Genomic DNA, 16,771 nt, shown 5'->3' with positions numbered 1-16,771 from the left:
TTATTTAGGCGCCGAGCGTGAAAAGCTCGTATCGGGATTACCATTGGGAGCGCAAACATGGCTATCGGAGTCTGGATAAGTCTTACTCTTTATTTTGTGCTGATGCTCGGCATCGGCTTTTACGCCTACCGAAAGGCCACGGGCAGTTCGGAGGAATACATTCTCGGCGGGCGAAATCTGCCGCCTGCCGTCGCAGCCCTCTCCGCTGGCGCCTCCGACATGAGCGGCTGGCTCCTTCTGGGCCTTCCGGGCGCCCTTTATGCGGCCGGGCTCATCGAGGCCTGGATCGGAATCGGCCTGTTCGTCGGCGCGCTCCTGAACTGGATCATCGTGGCACCACGGCTGCGCGAGCAGACCGAACGCTATGACAATGCACTGACGATTCCCGAATTCCTGGCGAACCGCTTCCCGTCCAGGGCCGTCTTGCTGCGCGTGGTCTCAGCAGTCGTCGTGGTCCTGTTCTTCTCTGTCTACACCGCCTCCGGCCTCGTTGCAGGCGGTAAGCTCTTCATGACGGCCTTCGATGGCAGCTACCAGATGGGGGTCTGGCTCACGCTCGGCATCGTCCTGGCCTACACGGTGGTCGGCGGCTTCCTCGCGGTCTGCCTCACCGATTTCGTTCAGGGCTGCATCATGATGCTGGCGCTGATCATCATGCCGGTCATCGTACTTTTCGCTGGACAGGGCGGCGGCTTCTCCCAAGCCTCGGACACTCTCAGCGCGGTCGATCCGAACTACCTCTCGCTCACGAGCGGCCTGACGTTCGTGGGCTTTCTCTCGGCAGTGACCTGGGGACTAGGGTATTTCGGCCAGCCGCACATCATCGTGCGGTTCATGGCGGTCCGCAGCGTCCGTGAAGTCGCGACGGCTCGGCGCATCGGCATGAGCTGGATGGCAATCTCGCTGCTCGGCGCCATTGGTCTCGGCATCTTCGGCCGCGCATATGTCGTGCGCAATGACATGACGATCGAGGACCCCGAAACCATCTTCATTGTTCTCGCGGAACTCCTCTTCAACCCGCTCATCACCGGATTCCTCTTCGCGGCGCTTCTGGCTGCAATCATGAGCACCGTGTCGAGCCAGCTTCTCGTGTCGTCCTCCTCGCTCACAGAAGATTTTTACCGCCTGTTCCTGAACAAGAAGGCGAGCGAGAAGACACTCGTGCTGGTCAGCCGGATCGCAGTTGTTGCGGTTGGCGCCGTCGCCGCTTTCATTGCCGGGGACCCGGACTCACAGGTTCTTGGCCTTGTTGCAAATGCCTGGGCAGGGTTCGGAGCGGCCTTCGGCCCCCTGATGATCCTCGCACTGACATGGCCAAGAATGACCGGGGCCGGGGCTGTTGCCGGACTTGTAGTGGGAACGGCGACCGTGATCATCTGGATCGCGCTCGGGCTGAATGCGAGCTTCCTCGGCGGCCCCGGCGTCTACGAGATCATCCCCGGCTTCATCGCGGCGTTCGCGGCCATCGTTTTCGTCAGCCGTGCGACGCAGGATACCGGCGAGTTCCGTCCGCTTGCCCAGCCGGCGGAATGAGATGAACCGCGGCCCCGGATCTCGGCATTCGGGGCCGCAATCGCTCCTCGCGTCCTCTATCTGGGGCCGATCACCCGGTAGATGGCGTAGAGAAGCACAGCAGCACTTCCAAATATCACCATGGTCAGGCTGATGGCGCTGTGATCCTGCGCGTAGAGAGCGGTCGCCACCGATCCTCCGGTGAAGGCCCCCATCATCAGCAGCATCCCGAGCAGCGACGCGGCAAAGCCCGGCATCGCCCCGGCGGGCCGCATCGCAATGGCGGTTCCCGTGGGCATGATCGTTCCGAAGCAGAGCAGGTAGAGACAGACACCCAGCCAGAATGGCGCGAGCCCCGGGGATATGAACAGAAACAGCGTGTGGATCGCCACCGTCCCGAGAAGCATGCAGATTGCCACCGCCATTATCGAGTCGAGCGAATAGCGCGCGCCGAACCAGCGCATCGAAAGCGAGCCCAGGGCATTGCTTGCCGCGGCCAGGAAGAAGATCGCGCCGAAGGCCTGCGGTGTCACGCCGTAGCTCTGTTCGGCCACGATTGCGCCGAGCCCCAAGACCGACCCGTATCCCGCGAAGGTCAGGATGATGACGCCGCCTCCCATGAGGTAGTCCCTTTCGCACAGGAGCATTCGGGAGGCCTGAAGCACGAAGGCAAACGAGAAACGCTCGGGCCGCGGATTGCGTTGGGTTTCTGGAAGCGCGCGCATGGCGAGCGCGCAGCAGGTCGCTCCGAACACGGCCAGCACGACGAAGCTCGCGCGCCAGTCGAACAGCACGAGCAGCGCGGAGCCCACCACCGGCGCCAGAAGTGGGCCAATGGAAATCGTCGCCATCAGCAGGGAGAGAAGCTGCACCGTCTTCGGCCCCGTGCCGAAATCGCGGGTCATGGCGCGGGCGACCACCGGCGCCCCGGCGCAGAGCCCATGAACGAACCGGAGTCCGAGCAGTACCCAGAAGTTCGGAGCGATGATACAGCCCGCTGCCGCCAGCGTCATCGCGCCAAGACTGAGCAGGATGATCGGTCGGCGGCCATAGGCGTCGGAGGCCAGCCCCCAGAAGACCTGTCCGAACCCGTAGCCCAGCAGGAAGCCCCCCACGAGCAGCCCGCCAAGCTCCTCGCGCACGCCATATTGCGCGGCGATGATACCTGTAGCCGGCAGCATGATGTCGGTCGAAACCGCCGGCAGCATGGAGATGGCACAGAGAAGCCAGACGACGGAGGGCGAGAGGAGCGGCCCCTGCCCTTCGTCCCTGTGGGTCACGCGATTTCCGCGAGCCGCGCCTCAGCCGTCTGAAGGATCGCGATCTCCTCTTCGGCCGATTCGAGCCGAGCCTTGTTCTCGTCCACGACCGCCTCGGGCGCCTTGGCGAGAAAAGCCTCGTTCGAGAGCTTGGAGCGCAGGCCCTTCACTTCCTTCTCGAGCTTGCCCAGCGCCTTGCCGAGCCGCTTGCGCTCCTCGGACACGTCGATCACATCCGCCAGCGGCAGGCAGAAGGTCGCTCCGCCCACAGCGAGCGTCACTGCGCCCTTCGGTGCCGCCTCCGCCGTCTCGAACCGCTCGACGCGGGCGAGCTTTGCCACCAGCGCTTCACTGTCTGATAGCAGTGCCTTGCGCTCCTGGTTCAGGTCGAGTGCGATCAGCGTGACCTTCGCGCCGGCGGGCACATGCATCTGGGCACGCACCGAGCGGATCTCCTCGATCAGCCCGATGACCCAGTTCATCTCGTCATCGGCTTTCGCATCGACCAGTTCCGCGCCGTAACCGGGCCAGTCCGCGTGAGCCAGGAGCGTCGCGCGCTCTCCCGTGACGTCCCAAAGCTCCTCGGTGACGAAGGGCATGAACGGGTGCATCAGGATGAGGCACTGGTCGATCACCCAGGCCATGGTGGCGCGGGTTTCTTCCGCCGCTTCCGGATCATCGAAGAGCGGCTTCGCAAGCTCCACATACCAATCGCAGACCTTGCCCCAGACAAAGGCATAGAGCGCGGCGGAGGCGTCGTTGAACCGATAAGCCGTGAGCGCGGCATCGAGCTGCTCGCGCACCTTGCCCGTCTCGCCGACGATCCAATTGTTCGCCGGCAGAGTGACCGCCTTCGGATCGAACCCGGGTTTGGCGACGCAGCCGTTCATCTCCGCGAAGCGGGTGGCGTTCCAGAGCTTGGTGCCGAAATTGCGATAGCCCGCGATCCGGTCCTTCGAGAGCTTCACGTCACGTCCCAGCGCTGCCATGGAGGAGAGCGTGAACCGCACCGCATCCGCGCCGTATTCGTCGATCAGTTCGATCGGATCGAGCACGTTGCCAAGCGACTTCGACATCTTCTTGCCCTTCTCGTCGCGGACGAGGGCATGGATGTAGACATCCTTGAACGGCACGTCACCGACCAGTTCGAGCTGCATCATCATCATGCGCGCAACCCAGAAGAACAGGATGTCGAAGCCGGTCACGAGTACCGACGAGGGATGGAACTTCGCCAGATCCGCCGTTTCCTCGGGCCAGCCCATGGTGCCAATCGGCCAGATGCCCGACGAGAACCAGGTGTCGAGCACGTCGGGGTCGCGGGTCAGGCTCTTGCCCCCGGCTTTCTCCACCGCTTCGGCTTCGGACATGGCGCAATAGTGGTTGCCATCGTCGTCATACCAAACCGGGATCTGGTGGCCCCACCAGAGCTGGCGCGAGATGCACCAGGGCTCGATGTTCTCGAGCCAGTGATCGTAAACCTTGCTGTACTGCTCGGGCAGGATGCGTGTCTTGCCCGAATGCACGGCCTTGAGCGCGGGGCCGGCGAGCTTCTCTGCATCGACGAACCACTGGTCGGTCAGCATCGGCTCGATGACGACCTTCGAGCGGTCGCCGAAAGGCTGCATGATCTTCTTGGCCTCGACGAGCGGAACGAGATCCTCGTCGCGCGCCTCGCCGCCCTCTTCCGGGGCGACGGGCTTCTTGACCGCAGCCTTGCCCAGTCGCGGATCGGTCGCGACCGTCATCACCGCGAGGCCTTCGTCCGAGATCTGCTCCACGACCCGCTTGCGCGCCTCGAACCGGTCGAGCCCGCGCAGATCGTCAGGCACGAGGTTCAGCGCATCGACCTCGTTTTCGGTGAACGCCGCACCGCCTGCCAGCTCCTGCGCCCGCGCTGCCGCCTCGGCATAGGGCGCGCCATCGTCGCGCATCCGGCCTTGGGTATCCATCAGGCGATACATCGGAATGCCGCCACGCTTGGCAACCTGATAGTCGTTGAAGTCATGCGCGCCGGTGATCTTGACAGCGCCAGAGCCGAAATCGGGATCGGGGTATTCGTCGGTGATGATCGGAATCAGCCGGCGATGCTCCTTCGGCCCCACGGGGATCTCGCAGAGCTTGCCGATGATCGGCGCATAGCGCTCATCCGAGGGGTGAACCGCGACCGCACCATCGCCCAGCATCGTCTCGGGGCGCGTAGTGGCAATGGAAATATAGTCACGCGTCTCGCGCAGCGTGACATTTCCATCCTCGTCCTTCTCGACGTATTCGTAGGTCTCGCCGCCGGCCAGCGGATACTTGAAGTGCCACATGTGGCCGTCGACCTCGATGTTCTCCACCTCGAGGTCGGAAATCGCGGTCTCGAATTTGGGGTCCCAGTTGACCAGCCGCTTACCGCGATAGATCAGCCCGCGCTCGTAGAAGGTGACGAAGGCCTTCAGCACCGCATCGTGGAAATTGCCCTCTTCGCCCGCAGGCGCACCGGGCGCACCCGACATGGTGAAGGCATTGCGCGAGAGATCGAAACTGTCGCCCAGACGCTTGCACTGCTCGAGAATCGTGCCGCCCGATTGCGCCTTCCAGTCCCAGACCTTGGCGACGAACTTCTCGCGGCCCATATCGCGCCGGCTTTCGGCTCCGGCTGCGGCAAGCTGACGCTCGACGACCATCTGCGTGGCAATGCCCGCGTGGTCGAGCCCCGGCTGCCAGAGCACGTCGTCACCCTGCATCCGGTGCCAGCGCGTCAGGATGTCCATGAGTGTGTGGTTGAAGGCATGGCCCATGTGCAGAGAGCCGGTCACGTTCGGCGGCGGCAGCAGAATGCAGAACGGCTCGGCCGGCTCCCCGTTCGGACCCGGCTTGGCATTGGCGCCCGATACGAACGCCTTTGCGTCATCCCACTTCGCGCTGATCCGCGGTTCGGCACTTGCGGCGTCGAAGGTCTTTTCCATCGGCATGGGCTGGCTCATCTCTTCTGTTCGGGTCGGGGTTTTAGCCGCGACGGAGAGCGAGGGAAAGCCCGAGCCTGCTCCAATTACCGTCAGGGCCCCTCGATAAGGCTTCGACGCCGAGAGCGGAATTCGCTAGTTTGCATTCGGGGTATTTTCACGGGTGGATTTTTTCATGGCTTCTGAAGGGACGAACGGTCCGGACAATCTTGTCGGAACGCCTGAAAACGACTTGATTTGGGCCTATCAGGGCAACGACACACTCGCCGGACTCGGAGGCAACGATTCCCTTTACGGCGGAGACGGTGACGACCTGCTCGATGGCGGCGGCGGGTCCGACATGCTGGATGGTGGAGATGGCAACGACACCGCGCTCTACTCCGACAGCGAAGTTGCCCTGCTCGTAACTCTTCATGCCTATCCGGAACGGTTGGGGTTCTTTTACGGCCCCCTGGCAAATACGGTGGAGTTTCCGACCACATCCTGGCGCACCGAACAACTCTACGACATCGAGAACGTCACGACCGGATCGGGCGATGACACGCTGATCGGTGACGAGGCGGACAACGCCTTGATCGCAGGGGCCGGAAATGATTGCCTCAACGGCGGTGTCGGCGACGATACCCTTGATGGAGGTGCCGGAAACGACACTTTCGCGTTCTTCTGGGAAAGACAGTCCAGAGGCGTCGCGTCATATGAGAATGGCATAGTTACCCACGATTGGGTCACGATCGATACATCTTCCGTTCTGGAGGTGCGGCTCGATCAGTCGAACGGAACCGCGATCATTCGCGGAAACGCCAGCGCACCCAGCGACGAGCCCTACAGCTATTCCCGCCATTTCGACAACACCCAGCAGTTGATCGGAATCGAGAACGCCATAACCGGCGCCTCGAACGACCTTCTCTATGGCGATGATCGCCTGAACATCCTGTCGAGCGGTGCAGGGAACGATCGCATTGACGGAGGAAAAGGCGCCGACACGCTTGTCGGGGGCGAAGGCGACGATACGCTCGATGGGGGCGGCGGTCGGGACTGGATCGACGGGGGTAGAGGCTTCGACACCGCAGCCTATGTGGATGTTCAGACAAGTATTGCCGCCGACCTTTCGAGTGGTGAGGTCAGCTTTCCGGACAGATCCTGGAGGTCTGAACAACTCGAGAATGTTGAGGGAATCCGTAGCGGCTCCGGCAATGACACACTCGTTGGGAACGCTTCAGACAATTTCCTGGCTGCCGAGGGCGGTGACGATGTACTGAAGGGAAAGTCCGGGGATGACACGCTCGATGGAGGATTGGGCCATAACAAGCTTTCCGGCGGTTCCGGCAGTGATACTGCCGCCTTCTCTTCGGTTAGTTCCGCGGTAACGGTTAACCTAGACCGTCAGAAGGCGACGATCTCCAATGGAAAGCTTGGCCAGACACTGAAATCCATAGAGAACGCCACCGGTGGAAACGGCGATGACAGCCTGTTCGGAAGCAGCAAGTCCAATACCCTCGACGGCGGTGATGGTGATGATCTCATCCTCGCGCGCGGCGGTCGCGACTCCATATTGCTTTCGAGTGGCAACGACGAGATCTATGGTGGAAACGGCCGCGACACGCTCGTCATCGACAACCGTGACGGCCTGTTCGACAACGCCATCTACCGTTACGGCGCCCATTTCGATTACGATGGAACCTACCACTACCGCATCAATATCGACACCCCCTATGACGCCAGCGTCTTCGTCGATTTTGAAAAAGGCATTGCCCGCGGGTCCGAAGATTTTGACGGAACGACCGAGTTCGATGGGATCGAGAATCTGGAAATCATCGGGGCCTGGGGAGACGACAGGGTGATCGGTGACGACGCGGACAATGTGATCCGCGTCGGTTCGGGCGCCAATCATGTAAAGGCCAACGGCGGAAACGACCTGATCGTCGGCGGCGCCCACGATGTCGAGACATACACACTCCCCGAAGTGGCTCTCGCCTCCAGCTTTCTCCGCTTTCAGGATTTCAACGTGGAGATCGACACCGGCTCCGAGCTGGAAAAACTCTACGGCGGGCGCGGCGCGGACACGCTCTACGGATCGGGCCAGATGTTTGGCGGCAACGGCAGGGACATGCTTGTCTCCACGCAGTACGGAGAGACCGAAGTCAGCATGACCGGTGGCCGAGGGGCAGACCAGTTCGTGTTTCGCGGCGACCTCCGAACAAGTATTCCCGGCTTCGAGTATTCCGTGATCTCCATGCGCGGGCGAATACTCGACTTCGATCCCGACGAAGGTGACAGGATTGTCCTGCAGGATACCCTCGAGACGATAGACGACGCCCCTCTGACCTGGGTCGGACAGTTCGAGGAACTTGGTTTCAACGAGATCGGATACCGATCAGAGAATCAGAATACTGTCCTCTATTACATGAACAAGCACGTCGGCTACTCCATGGGCTGGGAAGAGCAGTCCCTCCGGGTGGTTCTGGAAGGCTACAACGGCGAACTTGGTGAATCCGATATTCTGATCGCCTGATCGGCTCGCTTCCATCAACACCGTGCTTGCCGCAGAGCCTGCACGGCGGTACTGGTCCTATCAAACTTGTCGGGTGAATGGATCGCAGGGGGGAGCCGTCATGAACCTACTTATCGGATGGAGCCGGGGGATCGACAGATTCACCGCGCTGCTGGGGCGCGGGGTCGCCTGGCTCATTCTCGTCGCGGTTCTGGTCAGCGCCGGGAACGCAATCGTCCGCAAGGCGTTCGACCTTTCGTCCAACGCCTGGCTCGAACTGCAGTGGTATCTCTTCGGCGCCGTGTTCCTGCTCGCCGCCGCCTGGACCTTGCAGAAGAACGAGCACGTCCGGATCGACGTGGTCTCGTCACGGCTCGGCATTCGCACCCGGATCTGGATCGACCTCATCTGCCACACTCTCTTCCTGATGCCCTTCGTCATCATGATGGCATGGCTGTCCTGGCCATTCTTCTGGCGCTCCTGGACCACCGGGGAGCAATCCATGAACGCGGGAGGGCTGATCCTCTGGCCGGCAAAACTTCTCGTTCTGCTGGGCTTCGTCGTCCTGACCTTCCAGGGTGTTTCCGAAATCATCAAGGCCATCGCCCGCCTGCGTGGTGATCTCGAAACGCCACAGGAGACCGAGGAGGACCACCTGCCCCCCGAATTGCGCGAACACGCGCACATGGTCCACGAGATTGAGGAAGCCCACCAGAAGAACGAGGGCAAATCCGATGCTTGAACTGATTGCCCACAACCTCGCCCCTATCATGTTCATCACCGTGATGGGCATGCTGCTGATCGGCTATCCCGTCGCGCTGACGCTTGCCGCGGGCGGCCTCTTCTTCTTTGTGGTCGGCGTGGCCCTCTCGGGCGTGGCTCCGACCGAGATCAACCTCTTCTGGCCCCTGCTGGGCGCCCAGCCCGAACGCGTCTTCGGGATCATGTCGAACGATACGCTCTTGGCGATCCCGTTCTTCACCTTCATGGGCCTGATCCTCGAACGCTCCGGCATGGCGGAGGATCTGCTCGAAACCATCGGCCAGCTCTTCGGCCCGATCCGGGGCGGGCTCGCCTATGCCGTGATCTTCGTCGGCGCGCTGCTTGCGGCCACAACCGGCGTTGTCGCTGCCTCCGTCATCGCCATGGGGCTGATCTCGCTGCCCATCATGCAGCGCTTCGGCTACGCGCAATCGGTGGCGACCGGAACCATCGTCGCCTCTGGTACGCTGGCGCAGATCGTGCCACCCTCGCTCGTCCTGATCGTTATGGCCGACCAGCTCGGCGTCTCCGTGGGAGACATGTATCTGGGCGCGATCTGGCCTGCTCTGCTCCTGGTGGGATGCTACAGCGCCTACATCTTCATCATTTCCATGGTCCGTCCCTCGCTCGTGCCCGCCCTGCCGGTGGAGGAGCGCTCTCTGGGGGGCGGCGTTTGGTCCCTTCTTGCGGCGATCGTGGTCACGATCGGGCTCTACTACGTCTTCCGGCATTTCCTCTTCGACGGGCTGACCTCTGCCAACCAGCTCGTTGCCTCCGCGGCCACCGCGGTGATCCTCACTTTCGTCTTCGCACTCATCAACCGCGCACTCGGTCTGAAGGTGCTTTCGAAGATGGCCGAACAGGTCATCATCGTCCTGATCCCGCCGCTCGCGCTCATTTTCCTGGTGCTCGGCACGATCTTCCTCGGCATCGCCACTCCGACAGAGGGAGGCGCCATGGGCGCGGTGGGTGCCCTTGTGCTTGCACTCGCCAAGAAGCGGCTCGACTTCGCGACCTTGCGGTCCTCGGTCGAGGCCACGACGACGCTGTCGGCCTTCGTGATGTTCATCCTGATCGGCGCGCGCGTCTTCGGGCTGACCTTCTACGGGGTCAACGGCAACATCTGGCTTGAAGAACTGCTGCTCGGGCTTCCCGGCGGCGAATACGGCTTTCTCGTGATCGTGACGATCGTCGTCTTCATCCTTGGCTGTTTCCTCGACTTCTTCGAGATCGCCTTCATCCTCGTGCCGCTGCTGGCGCCCGTCGCCTCGACACTCGGCATCGACCTCGTCTGGTTCGGCGTGATCCTCGGCGTGAACCTGCAGACGAGCTTTCTCACCCCGCCCTTTGGCTTCTCGCTGTTCTACCTGCGCTCGGTGGCGCCCGCGAAGGACTGGAAGGACAGCCGCACCGGTCGGATGATGCCCTCGATCCGCACGACCGAGATCTACAAGGGCGCGATCCCGTTCATTGTGATCAATGCGGCGATGATCCTGCTGATCATCTCCTTCCCGGGTCTCGTGACGCACTACAAGTCCGAGCCTGTCACGGCACCGCCCGCCGCGAATATCCAGCTTGCACCGCCCTCCGACGGTGGGTTCGGTCTGCCGCCGATGGGTGGCGAAAGCGGCGGAAACGACGGCGGTCTCGGCTTGCCCCCGCTCGGTGGAGGCGGCGGCTCTTCGAGCAGCGATGGCGGTCTCGGCTTGCCGCCCCTCGGCGGCAGCAGCGGGGGGGCCTCCAGCGGGGATGGCGGCCTCGGCCTGCCACCGCTCGGCAGCGACAGCCTCGGCGGAGCCCCTTCCGGACTGGGGGGTGAAGCTCCCGCGCCCACGGAGCAGCCGGCCCAGCAGCCCGCTGCGCCGGATCTCTCGCAGCCCCCGAGCTTCGACTAGCACGAGCGGCACCCGACCCGGCGAAGACGAGTCGTCAGACAGCGAACACGCTGTCTGCGATCTCACGCGCGAAGGTCTCGTCAAGCGGCTGGCCGGTCAGCAGCCGATACCAGAACGCGCCATGCACGAATGTCGAGAGCATGGCGACGTCCCTGTCCGCAGGCAGTTCATCGCGGGATTGCGCCACCTCCAGCAGTTCGGTCACGATCCTTTCACGCGGGTGAACAAACCTGGTGTGGAACGCCTCGCGAAACCCGACATCTTCCTGCGCAGCGGCAATGAGACTGCGAATGATATCGCCGTCTCGCGCCATGTGCTCGAAAACGGCTCCCAGAAACCGCTCGAGTTGGTCTCGCATCGGGATCTCCGGATCCGACCCGGGAAACGGCGTGCTCTGGGCTGCTTCCTCGAACATGGCGTCAAGTACGAGTTCCGCCTTGCCTTGCCAGCGGTTGTAGAGCGTCTGTCGCGAGACACGGGCTGCCTCGACAATCGCGCGGATGGACACGGCCTTGTATCCCTCCGCCCTGACCAGCTCCAATGCGGCGTCCTTGAGCGCCCGGCTCGCGATCTCATCTCTCGGCCGTCCCGCCGACTGACTAGCTGTCATGCGCTGACCTCATGACCAAATCGCATTCTTGGGGTGATTATTAGACTGCAGTCTAATATATACGAACCCAATGGCCGGGGAATGTCCTTGCGGATTCTCCCTCAGAACGGCCCGACTCAATCCAACTCGACGGACAAACCGATGCTTCAAGCTGACCACGGCAAGGCCTCCATGGGCCTCATCACAGGCGTTCTGGCGCTGCTTTCCATTTTCCCCCCGGTAGCGACCGACATGTATCTCTCGGCCATGGATGATATCGCTCTAGCCTTCCATGCAAGCGAAACCGCCACCGAGCTATCCCTGTCGATCTTTTTCCTGGGGCTCTGTGTGGGCCAGTTCATCATGGGTCCGCTGATGGACGGGTTTGGTCGCAAGCCACCTCTGCTTGCCGGGGCGGGTCTTTTCATTCTCTCGTCCATCGGTCTGCTGATCGTCGACGATATCGCGACATTCAACGCGCTCCGCTTCATCCAGGCCATAGGCGCCTGCTCCGGCATGGTCGTGGGCCGGGCTGTGGTCAACGACCTGCACAGCGGGCGGGAAGCCGCGCGCATGATGACCATTCTCGTCATGCTCATGACCCTTGGCCCGATCCTCTCCCCCTTCCTGGGCAGTCTTCTCCTTTCGTCCCTTGGGTGGGAATCGATCTTCTTCACGATGGTGGGTATCGGCATCGTTGCCTTCGTGCTCGCAGCCGTCGCCCTTCCGGAAACCCTCCCGCCAGAAAAGCGAAGCGCCACAACGCTTCCACACATTGCCCGCGCCTTCGCCTCCGCCGGCTCACAGCGTGCATTCCTCCTGCCCGCTATCGTGGCAGGTCTTGTCCAGGGCGGCATCTTCGCCTTCATCACCGGCTCTTCGGGGATATTCCAAGGGATCTACGGGCTTGGGAACGTAGCCTACGGCCTGCTCTTCGCTTTCATCGCGGCCGCACTGATCTGCTTCGGACGGGTCAACACACGGCTACTGAATCGGTACGAGCCGCGACAGATAGCCGATGCCGGGCTTCCGGTCTTTGCCCTCTCCGCCCTCGCTCTAACGATCTCCGCGAGCCTCGGGAACATGTGGCTTCTGGTCCTGCCGCTCTGGATCACGGTGGGGCTTGTCGGCCTGATCACCCCCAATGTCGTCTCGATTGCAATGGAGTTGGGTCACGCCGGATCGGGCATCCGTTCCGCGCTCCTGGGCGGGCTGCAATTCGCCATCGCCTTCACGGTTTCGGGCTCAGTTGCACTCGGCGGCACGGACTCGGCGCTCTCCATGTGCCTGCCCATCCTGATTGCAAGCCTTCTCGCCCTCGCCCTCTGGAAATTCGCGCAGGCAGGAGGAAGCGACCTGCCACGGGAATGCCCGTCCGCCGGATAGGGCACCAATTGCTCCGCCTTGGACGGGGCCGGATCACAACCCGGCCCCCGCCCCGAAGGTTCAGAACAGCGCGGCAGGCTCGATGAAGTCGCGCTCCTGGGCATCGGCCACCGCACGGTTGGTCAGCTTGCCCGCATGAACATTGAGACCTTCCGCTAGATGGGGGTCGTCGGCACAAGCCTGCTTCCATCCCTTGTCGGCCAGCGCCAGCAGATGCGGCAACGTCGCGTTGCCAAGTGCGATGGTCGAGGTGCGCGCCACCGCGCCGGGCATGTTCGCCACGCAGTAGTGCATCACCCCATCGACCTCGTAGATCGGATCGTCATGGGTCGTCGCTTTCGACGTTTCCGCGCAGCCGCCCTGATCGATCGCCACATCAACGATCACCGCACCCGGCTTCATGGTCGAAAGATGTTCCCGACGAATGACCTTTGGCGCAGCCGCACCCGGCACCAGAACCGCGCCGATGACGATATCAGCCTGCGCGATCAGTTCCGCCGTCGCGCCCTGTGACGCATATCGGTTGCAGAACAAATGCCCGAACGTATCGTCGAGATAGCGCAACCGCGGCAGCGAGAGGTCGAGCACCGTCACGTTCGCGCCCATCCCTGCGGCGATCCGGGCCGCGTTGGTGCCGACCACACCACCGCCGATCACCACGACATCCGCGGGCGAAACACCCGGCACGCCGGCCAGCAGGACACCGCGCCCGCCATTGGCCTTCTGCAGCGTCCAGGCCCCCATCTGCGGCGCGAGACGGCCCGCGACCTCCGACATCGGCGCAAGAAGCGGCAACCCGCCGCGCGCATCGGTAATGGTCTCGTAGGCAACACAGGTCGCTCCGGACGCCAGCAGATCCTCGGTCTGCGGCCCATCGGGCGCCAGATGCAGATAGGTGAAGAGCAACTGTCCCTCGCGCAGGCGCTTGCGCTCCGCGGGCTGCGGTTCCTTGACCTTCACGATCATCTCCGCGTCGCCGAACACTTCCTCGGCAGATCCCAGCATCTGCGCACCGGCCTCCGTGTAGTCTCCGTCTTCGAACCCGGACCCGTGCCCTGCACCCGCTTCGACAATAACCTCATGGCCGTGCGCAATGGCCTCGCGAACGGCATTGGGCGTCATCCCGACACGGTATTCCTGGTTCTTGATTTCCTTTGGCACCCCGATCTTCATTCTTGCTCCCCCTGATTGTCCATTTCTGCGAATCTACAGCGTCCCATGTCGAAGATGCTTGAAAAGATTCGCGTATGCGCCCACTCTCACGCAAATATCCACCTCAGTATTGCCATTTTTGGCGGAGATTCTTGCGCGTGACCGAACTTGATCACACGGATCGTCGAATCCTGCGGGTGCTTCAGCGTCGCGGACGTATCTCCAACGCGGAACTTGCCGAGGAGGTTTCACTCTCCGCCTCGGCCTGTCACCGCCGTCTTGCCCGGCTCGAGGAAACGGGCACCATCGCGGGCTATGCCGCCCATCTCGATCGCGCGGCCATCGGTCTCGGCTCCAACGTCTTCGTCGAGGTCACGCTTGCCGCCCAGACCGAAGAGGCGCTCGAGGCGTTCGAAGCCGCCGTGGCAAGAATACCGGAGATCCTTGAATGCCACCTGATGGCTGGCTCCGCCGACTACCTGCTCAAGATCGTGGTCGCGGACACCGAGGATTTCGCCCGTCTGCATCGGAAGCATCTCGCCCGTCTTCCGAGCGTCGCGCGGCTGCAATCCTCCTTCGTCCTGAAGAAGGTCCGTGAAACGACCGAACTTCCCGTCTGAAAGGCCATCACCCGCTGTCGATCAGGCACACTTTGGCCTTGCGCCGAGCAACGCAAGACCGTTCCGTGGCGAAAAGAATCGCCTGCGCCCATGGGAGTTCCAGATGCTGTCCACACTCGTCCTGATCCTTGCCGGGCTCGCCGCAGGCGCGCTCAACGCCGTGGCGGGTGGCGGAACCTTCCTTTCGTTTCCCGCCCTCGTCTGGCTTGGCGTCCCGCCGGTCATGGCCAACGCCACCGCGACGCTGACGGCCCTGCCCGGCTATCTGAGCAGTGCCTGGGCCTTCCGGCACGACATCAGCGCGGAGGGTTCGGTCGGGCTGAAACTCATGCTCGCCCTGGCGATCCTCGGCGGCTTCATCGGCGCGCTGCTCCTGATGATCACACCAGACGAGATCTTCGTCGGGATTGTGCCATGGCTCCTGCTCACCGCCACGGTTCTCTTCGCCGCCGGCCCCTGGATCGTGCCGCGCCTCGCCGGGGCGCATGGCCTTCCGAAGGCCGCCGCGAGCGCGGTGCTGATCGCGGTCTCGATCTATGGCGGGTATTTCAACGGCGGGTTGGGCATCATGCTCCTGGCCGCCTTCAGCCTGATCGGGTTTTCCAACCTTCACGGCATGAACGGGCTGAAGAATGTTCTTTCCGCACTACTCTCCACCGTGTCGGCCCTCACACTCGCGTTGGCCGGGCTTATCGCGTGGGAGTCCGCCTTGATCCTCGCCATCGCAACGGCGGCAGGCGGCTATCTCGGCGGGCACTATTCCCGCCGTATCCGGAACATGACCCTTCTGCGCGCCGGGATCACGGCTGTTGGTGCCGCGATGACCATAGCCTTCTTCCTGAACTGACCCGCGCGACTGCAATCGCATGGGCAATCGGATCACGCCGATTGCCAAATGCGGGAGAGGCTTTCATAAACCTCTCAGAGGATTTCACCTCACAACTGCAAACCGACAATGTCGGAAGGGGAGAAGAATGGATCGACGCAAATTCATAAAGGGCGGCGCGATTGGCTCGGCCGCAGTCGCCGGCACCGCGCTCGCGGCACCCGCTATCGCACAGTCCATGCCGAAGGTTCAGTGGCGCTGCACGTCCTCCTTCCCGAAATCGCTTGATACGATCTACGGCGGCGCCGAGGACGTGGCGAAATACGTGAGCGAGGCCACGGACGGCAACTTCACCATCCAGGTCTATTCCGCCGGCGAAATCGTCCCCGGCCTTCAGGCGGCCGATGCGGTCTCGAGCGGAACGGTCGAGATGTGCCACACCGCCGCCTACTACTACGTCGGCAAGAACCCGGCCTATGCCATGGGTGCGACGATTCCCTTCGGCCTGAACACCCGCGGCATGCAGGCCTGGCTGTTCTACGGCGGCGGGATGGACGCGCTCAACGAGTTCTACAACAGCGAAGGCCTGCACTACATCCCGGCGGGCAACACCGGCGCGCAGATGGGCGGCTGGTTCCGCAAGGAGATCAACTCCGTCGCGGACATGGACGGCCTGAAGATGCGCATTGGGGGCCTCGCGGGCCGCGTGATCGAAAAGCTCGGGGCAGTTCCGCAGCAGATCGCGGGCGGCGACATCTACCCCTCGCTGGAGCGCGGTACGATCGACGCCGCCGAGTGGATCGGCCCCTATGACGACGAAAAGCTCGGCTTCTACAAGGTCGCACCGTTCTACTACTATCCCGGCTGGTGGGAGGGGAACCTCATCCTCAACTGCTTCGTGAACGCCGAGAAGTGGAACGAGCTGCCCCCGGCCTACCAGAGCCTTCTGCTCACCGCCGGCAAGGCCGCGACCACCGAGATGATGGCCGAATACGACTACAAGAACCCCACGGCCATCAAGACGCTGGTCCAGAACGGCACGCAGCTGCGCAACTATCCGCAGGACGTGATGCAGGCCTGCTTCGAGGCCGCCAACGAAATGTATGGCGAGATCAACGCGGAAAACGAGGCCTTCAAGAAGCTCTACGACTCCATGATGGCCTTCCGCGCCGAGACCTACCTGTGGCAGCAGGTCTCCGAATACAGCTTCGATACCTTCATGATGGTCAAGCAGCGCGAAGGCGCACTTGGCACCGACGGCTGAATGGCCTTGGGCCCGGACCGAACCCGGTCCGGGCAGACTGACCGCTCCGGCCTCGCGCCGGGCGGTC

The 16,771-nt window shown here is 62.7% G+C and carries 12 protein-coding genes; 8 read left to right on the top strand and 4 right to left on the bottom strand.

Annotated features, from left to right (window positions below; genetic code table 11):
* The first annotated feature begins 57 nt into the window (after positions 1-57).
* Positions 58-1,533 (top strand): sodium/proline symporter PutP, encoded by a 1,476-nt coding sequence (gene putP, locus ACP15W_RS06135; RefSeq protein ID WP_424931971.1) that lies wholly within the window; start codon positions 58-60, stop codon positions 1,531-1,533.
* Between the two features lie 56 nt (positions 1,534-1,589).
* Here the strand turns inward: putP and ACP15W_RS06130 are convergent, their stop codons facing one another.
* Both ACP15W_RS06130 and ACP15W_RS06125 read right to left on the bottom strand, forming a co-directional pair.
* Positions 1,590-2,792 (bottom strand): MFS transporter, encoded by a 1,203-nt coding sequence (locus ACP15W_RS06130; RefSeq protein WP_424931970.1) that lies wholly within the window; start codon positions 2,790-2,792, stop codon positions 1,590-1,592.
* The gene (locus ACP15W_RS06125; RefSeq protein ID WP_424932285.1) at positions 2,789-5,728 is read right to left on the bottom strand and encodes a valine--tRNA ligase; all 2,940 of its coding nucleotides are present in this window, start codon (positions 5,726-5,728) and stop codon (positions 2,789-2,791) included. The genes ACP15W_RS06130 and ACP15W_RS06125 overlap by 4 nt, the downstream gene beginning before the upstream one ends.
* Before the next feature lie 166 nt (positions 5,729-5,894).
* On the opposite strand from ACP15W_RS06125, the gene ACP15W_RS06120 reads away from it, so the two are divergent.
* The 3 genes from ACP15W_RS06120 (at position 5,895) to ACP15W_RS06110 (ending at position 10,867) form a co-directional block, all read left to right on the top strand.
* Entirely contained in the window at positions 5,895-8,231 is a 2,337-nt protein-coding gene (locus tag ACP15W_RS06120; RefSeq protein WP_424931969.1) for a calcium-binding protein, read from the top strand.
* A 100-nt stretch (positions 8,232-8,331) separates the two neighbouring features.
* Positions 8,332-8,952, top strand: a complete 621-nt coding sequence (locus ACP15W_RS06115) for a TRAP transporter small permease subunit (protein WP_424931968.1) — start codon at positions 8,332-8,334, stop codon at positions 8,950-8,952.
* Positions 8,945-10,867, top strand: a complete 1,923-nt coding sequence (locus ACP15W_RS06110; RefSeq protein ID WP_424931967.1) for a TRAP transporter large permease — start codon at positions 8,945-8,947, stop codon at positions 10,865-10,867. The genes ACP15W_RS06115 and ACP15W_RS06110 overlap by 8 nt, the downstream gene beginning before the upstream one ends.
* 34 nt (positions 10,868-10,901) lie before the next feature.
* Here ACP15W_RS06110 and ACP15W_RS06105 read toward each other — a convergent pair whose 3' ends face one another.
* The gene (locus ACP15W_RS06105; protein ID WP_424931966.1) at positions 10,902-11,477 is read right to left on the bottom strand and encodes a TetR/AcrR family transcriptional regulator; all 576 of its coding nucleotides are present in this window, start codon (positions 11,475-11,477) and stop codon (positions 10,902-10,904) included.
* 141 nt (positions 11,478-11,618) lie between these two features.
* Here ACP15W_RS06105 and ACP15W_RS06100 point away from each other — a divergent pair, with 141 nt between their 5' ends.
* Positions 11,619-12,842, top strand: a complete 1,224-nt coding sequence (locus ACP15W_RS06100; protein ID WP_424931965.1) for a multidrug effflux MFS transporter — start codon at positions 11,619-11,621, stop codon at positions 12,840-12,842.
* Positions 12,843-12,902: 60 nt separating this feature from the next.
* Here the strand turns inward: ACP15W_RS06100 and ald are convergent, their stop codons facing one another.
* A complete protein-coding gene (ald, locus tag ACP15W_RS06095; RefSeq protein ID WP_424931964.1) occupies positions 12,903-14,015 on the bottom strand; it encodes an alanine dehydrogenase in 1,113 nt (370 codons plus the stop codon).
* Positions 14,016-14,152: 137 nt separating this feature from the next.
* Here ald and ACP15W_RS06090 point away from each other — a divergent pair, with 137 nt between their 5' ends.
* The 3 genes from ACP15W_RS06090 to ACP15W_RS06080 all read left to right on the top strand — a co-directional run bounded on the left by ACP15W_RS06090 (position 14,153) and on the right by ACP15W_RS06080 (position 16,704).
* The gene (locus tag ACP15W_RS06090; protein WP_424931963.1) at positions 14,153-14,614 is read left to right on the top strand and encodes an Lrp/AsnC family transcriptional regulator; all 462 of its coding nucleotides are present in this window, start codon (positions 14,153-14,155) and stop codon (positions 14,612-14,614) included.
* Between the two features lie 103 nt (positions 14,615-14,717).
* Positions 14,718-15,461, top strand: a complete 744-nt coding sequence (locus ACP15W_RS06085; RefSeq protein WP_424931962.1) for a sulfite exporter TauE/SafE family protein — start codon at positions 14,718-14,720, stop codon at positions 15,459-15,461.
* A 127-nt stretch (positions 15,462-15,588) separates the two neighbouring features.
* A complete protein-coding gene (locus tag ACP15W_RS06080) occupies positions 15,589-16,704 on the top strand; it encodes a TRAP transporter substrate-binding protein (RefSeq protein ID WP_424931961.1) in 1,116 nt (371 codons plus the stop codon).
* The last annotated feature ends 67 nt before the right edge of the window (positions 16,705-16,771 follow it).

This window comes from Amaricoccus macauensis, from assembly GCF_049800915.1.
GTDB classification, from domain to species: Bacteria; Pseudomonadota; Alphaproteobacteria; order Rhodobacterales; family Rhodobacteraceae; genus Amaricoccus; species Amaricoccus macauensis_A.
This window is presented reverse-complemented; position numbering and strand designations above follow the sequence as displayed.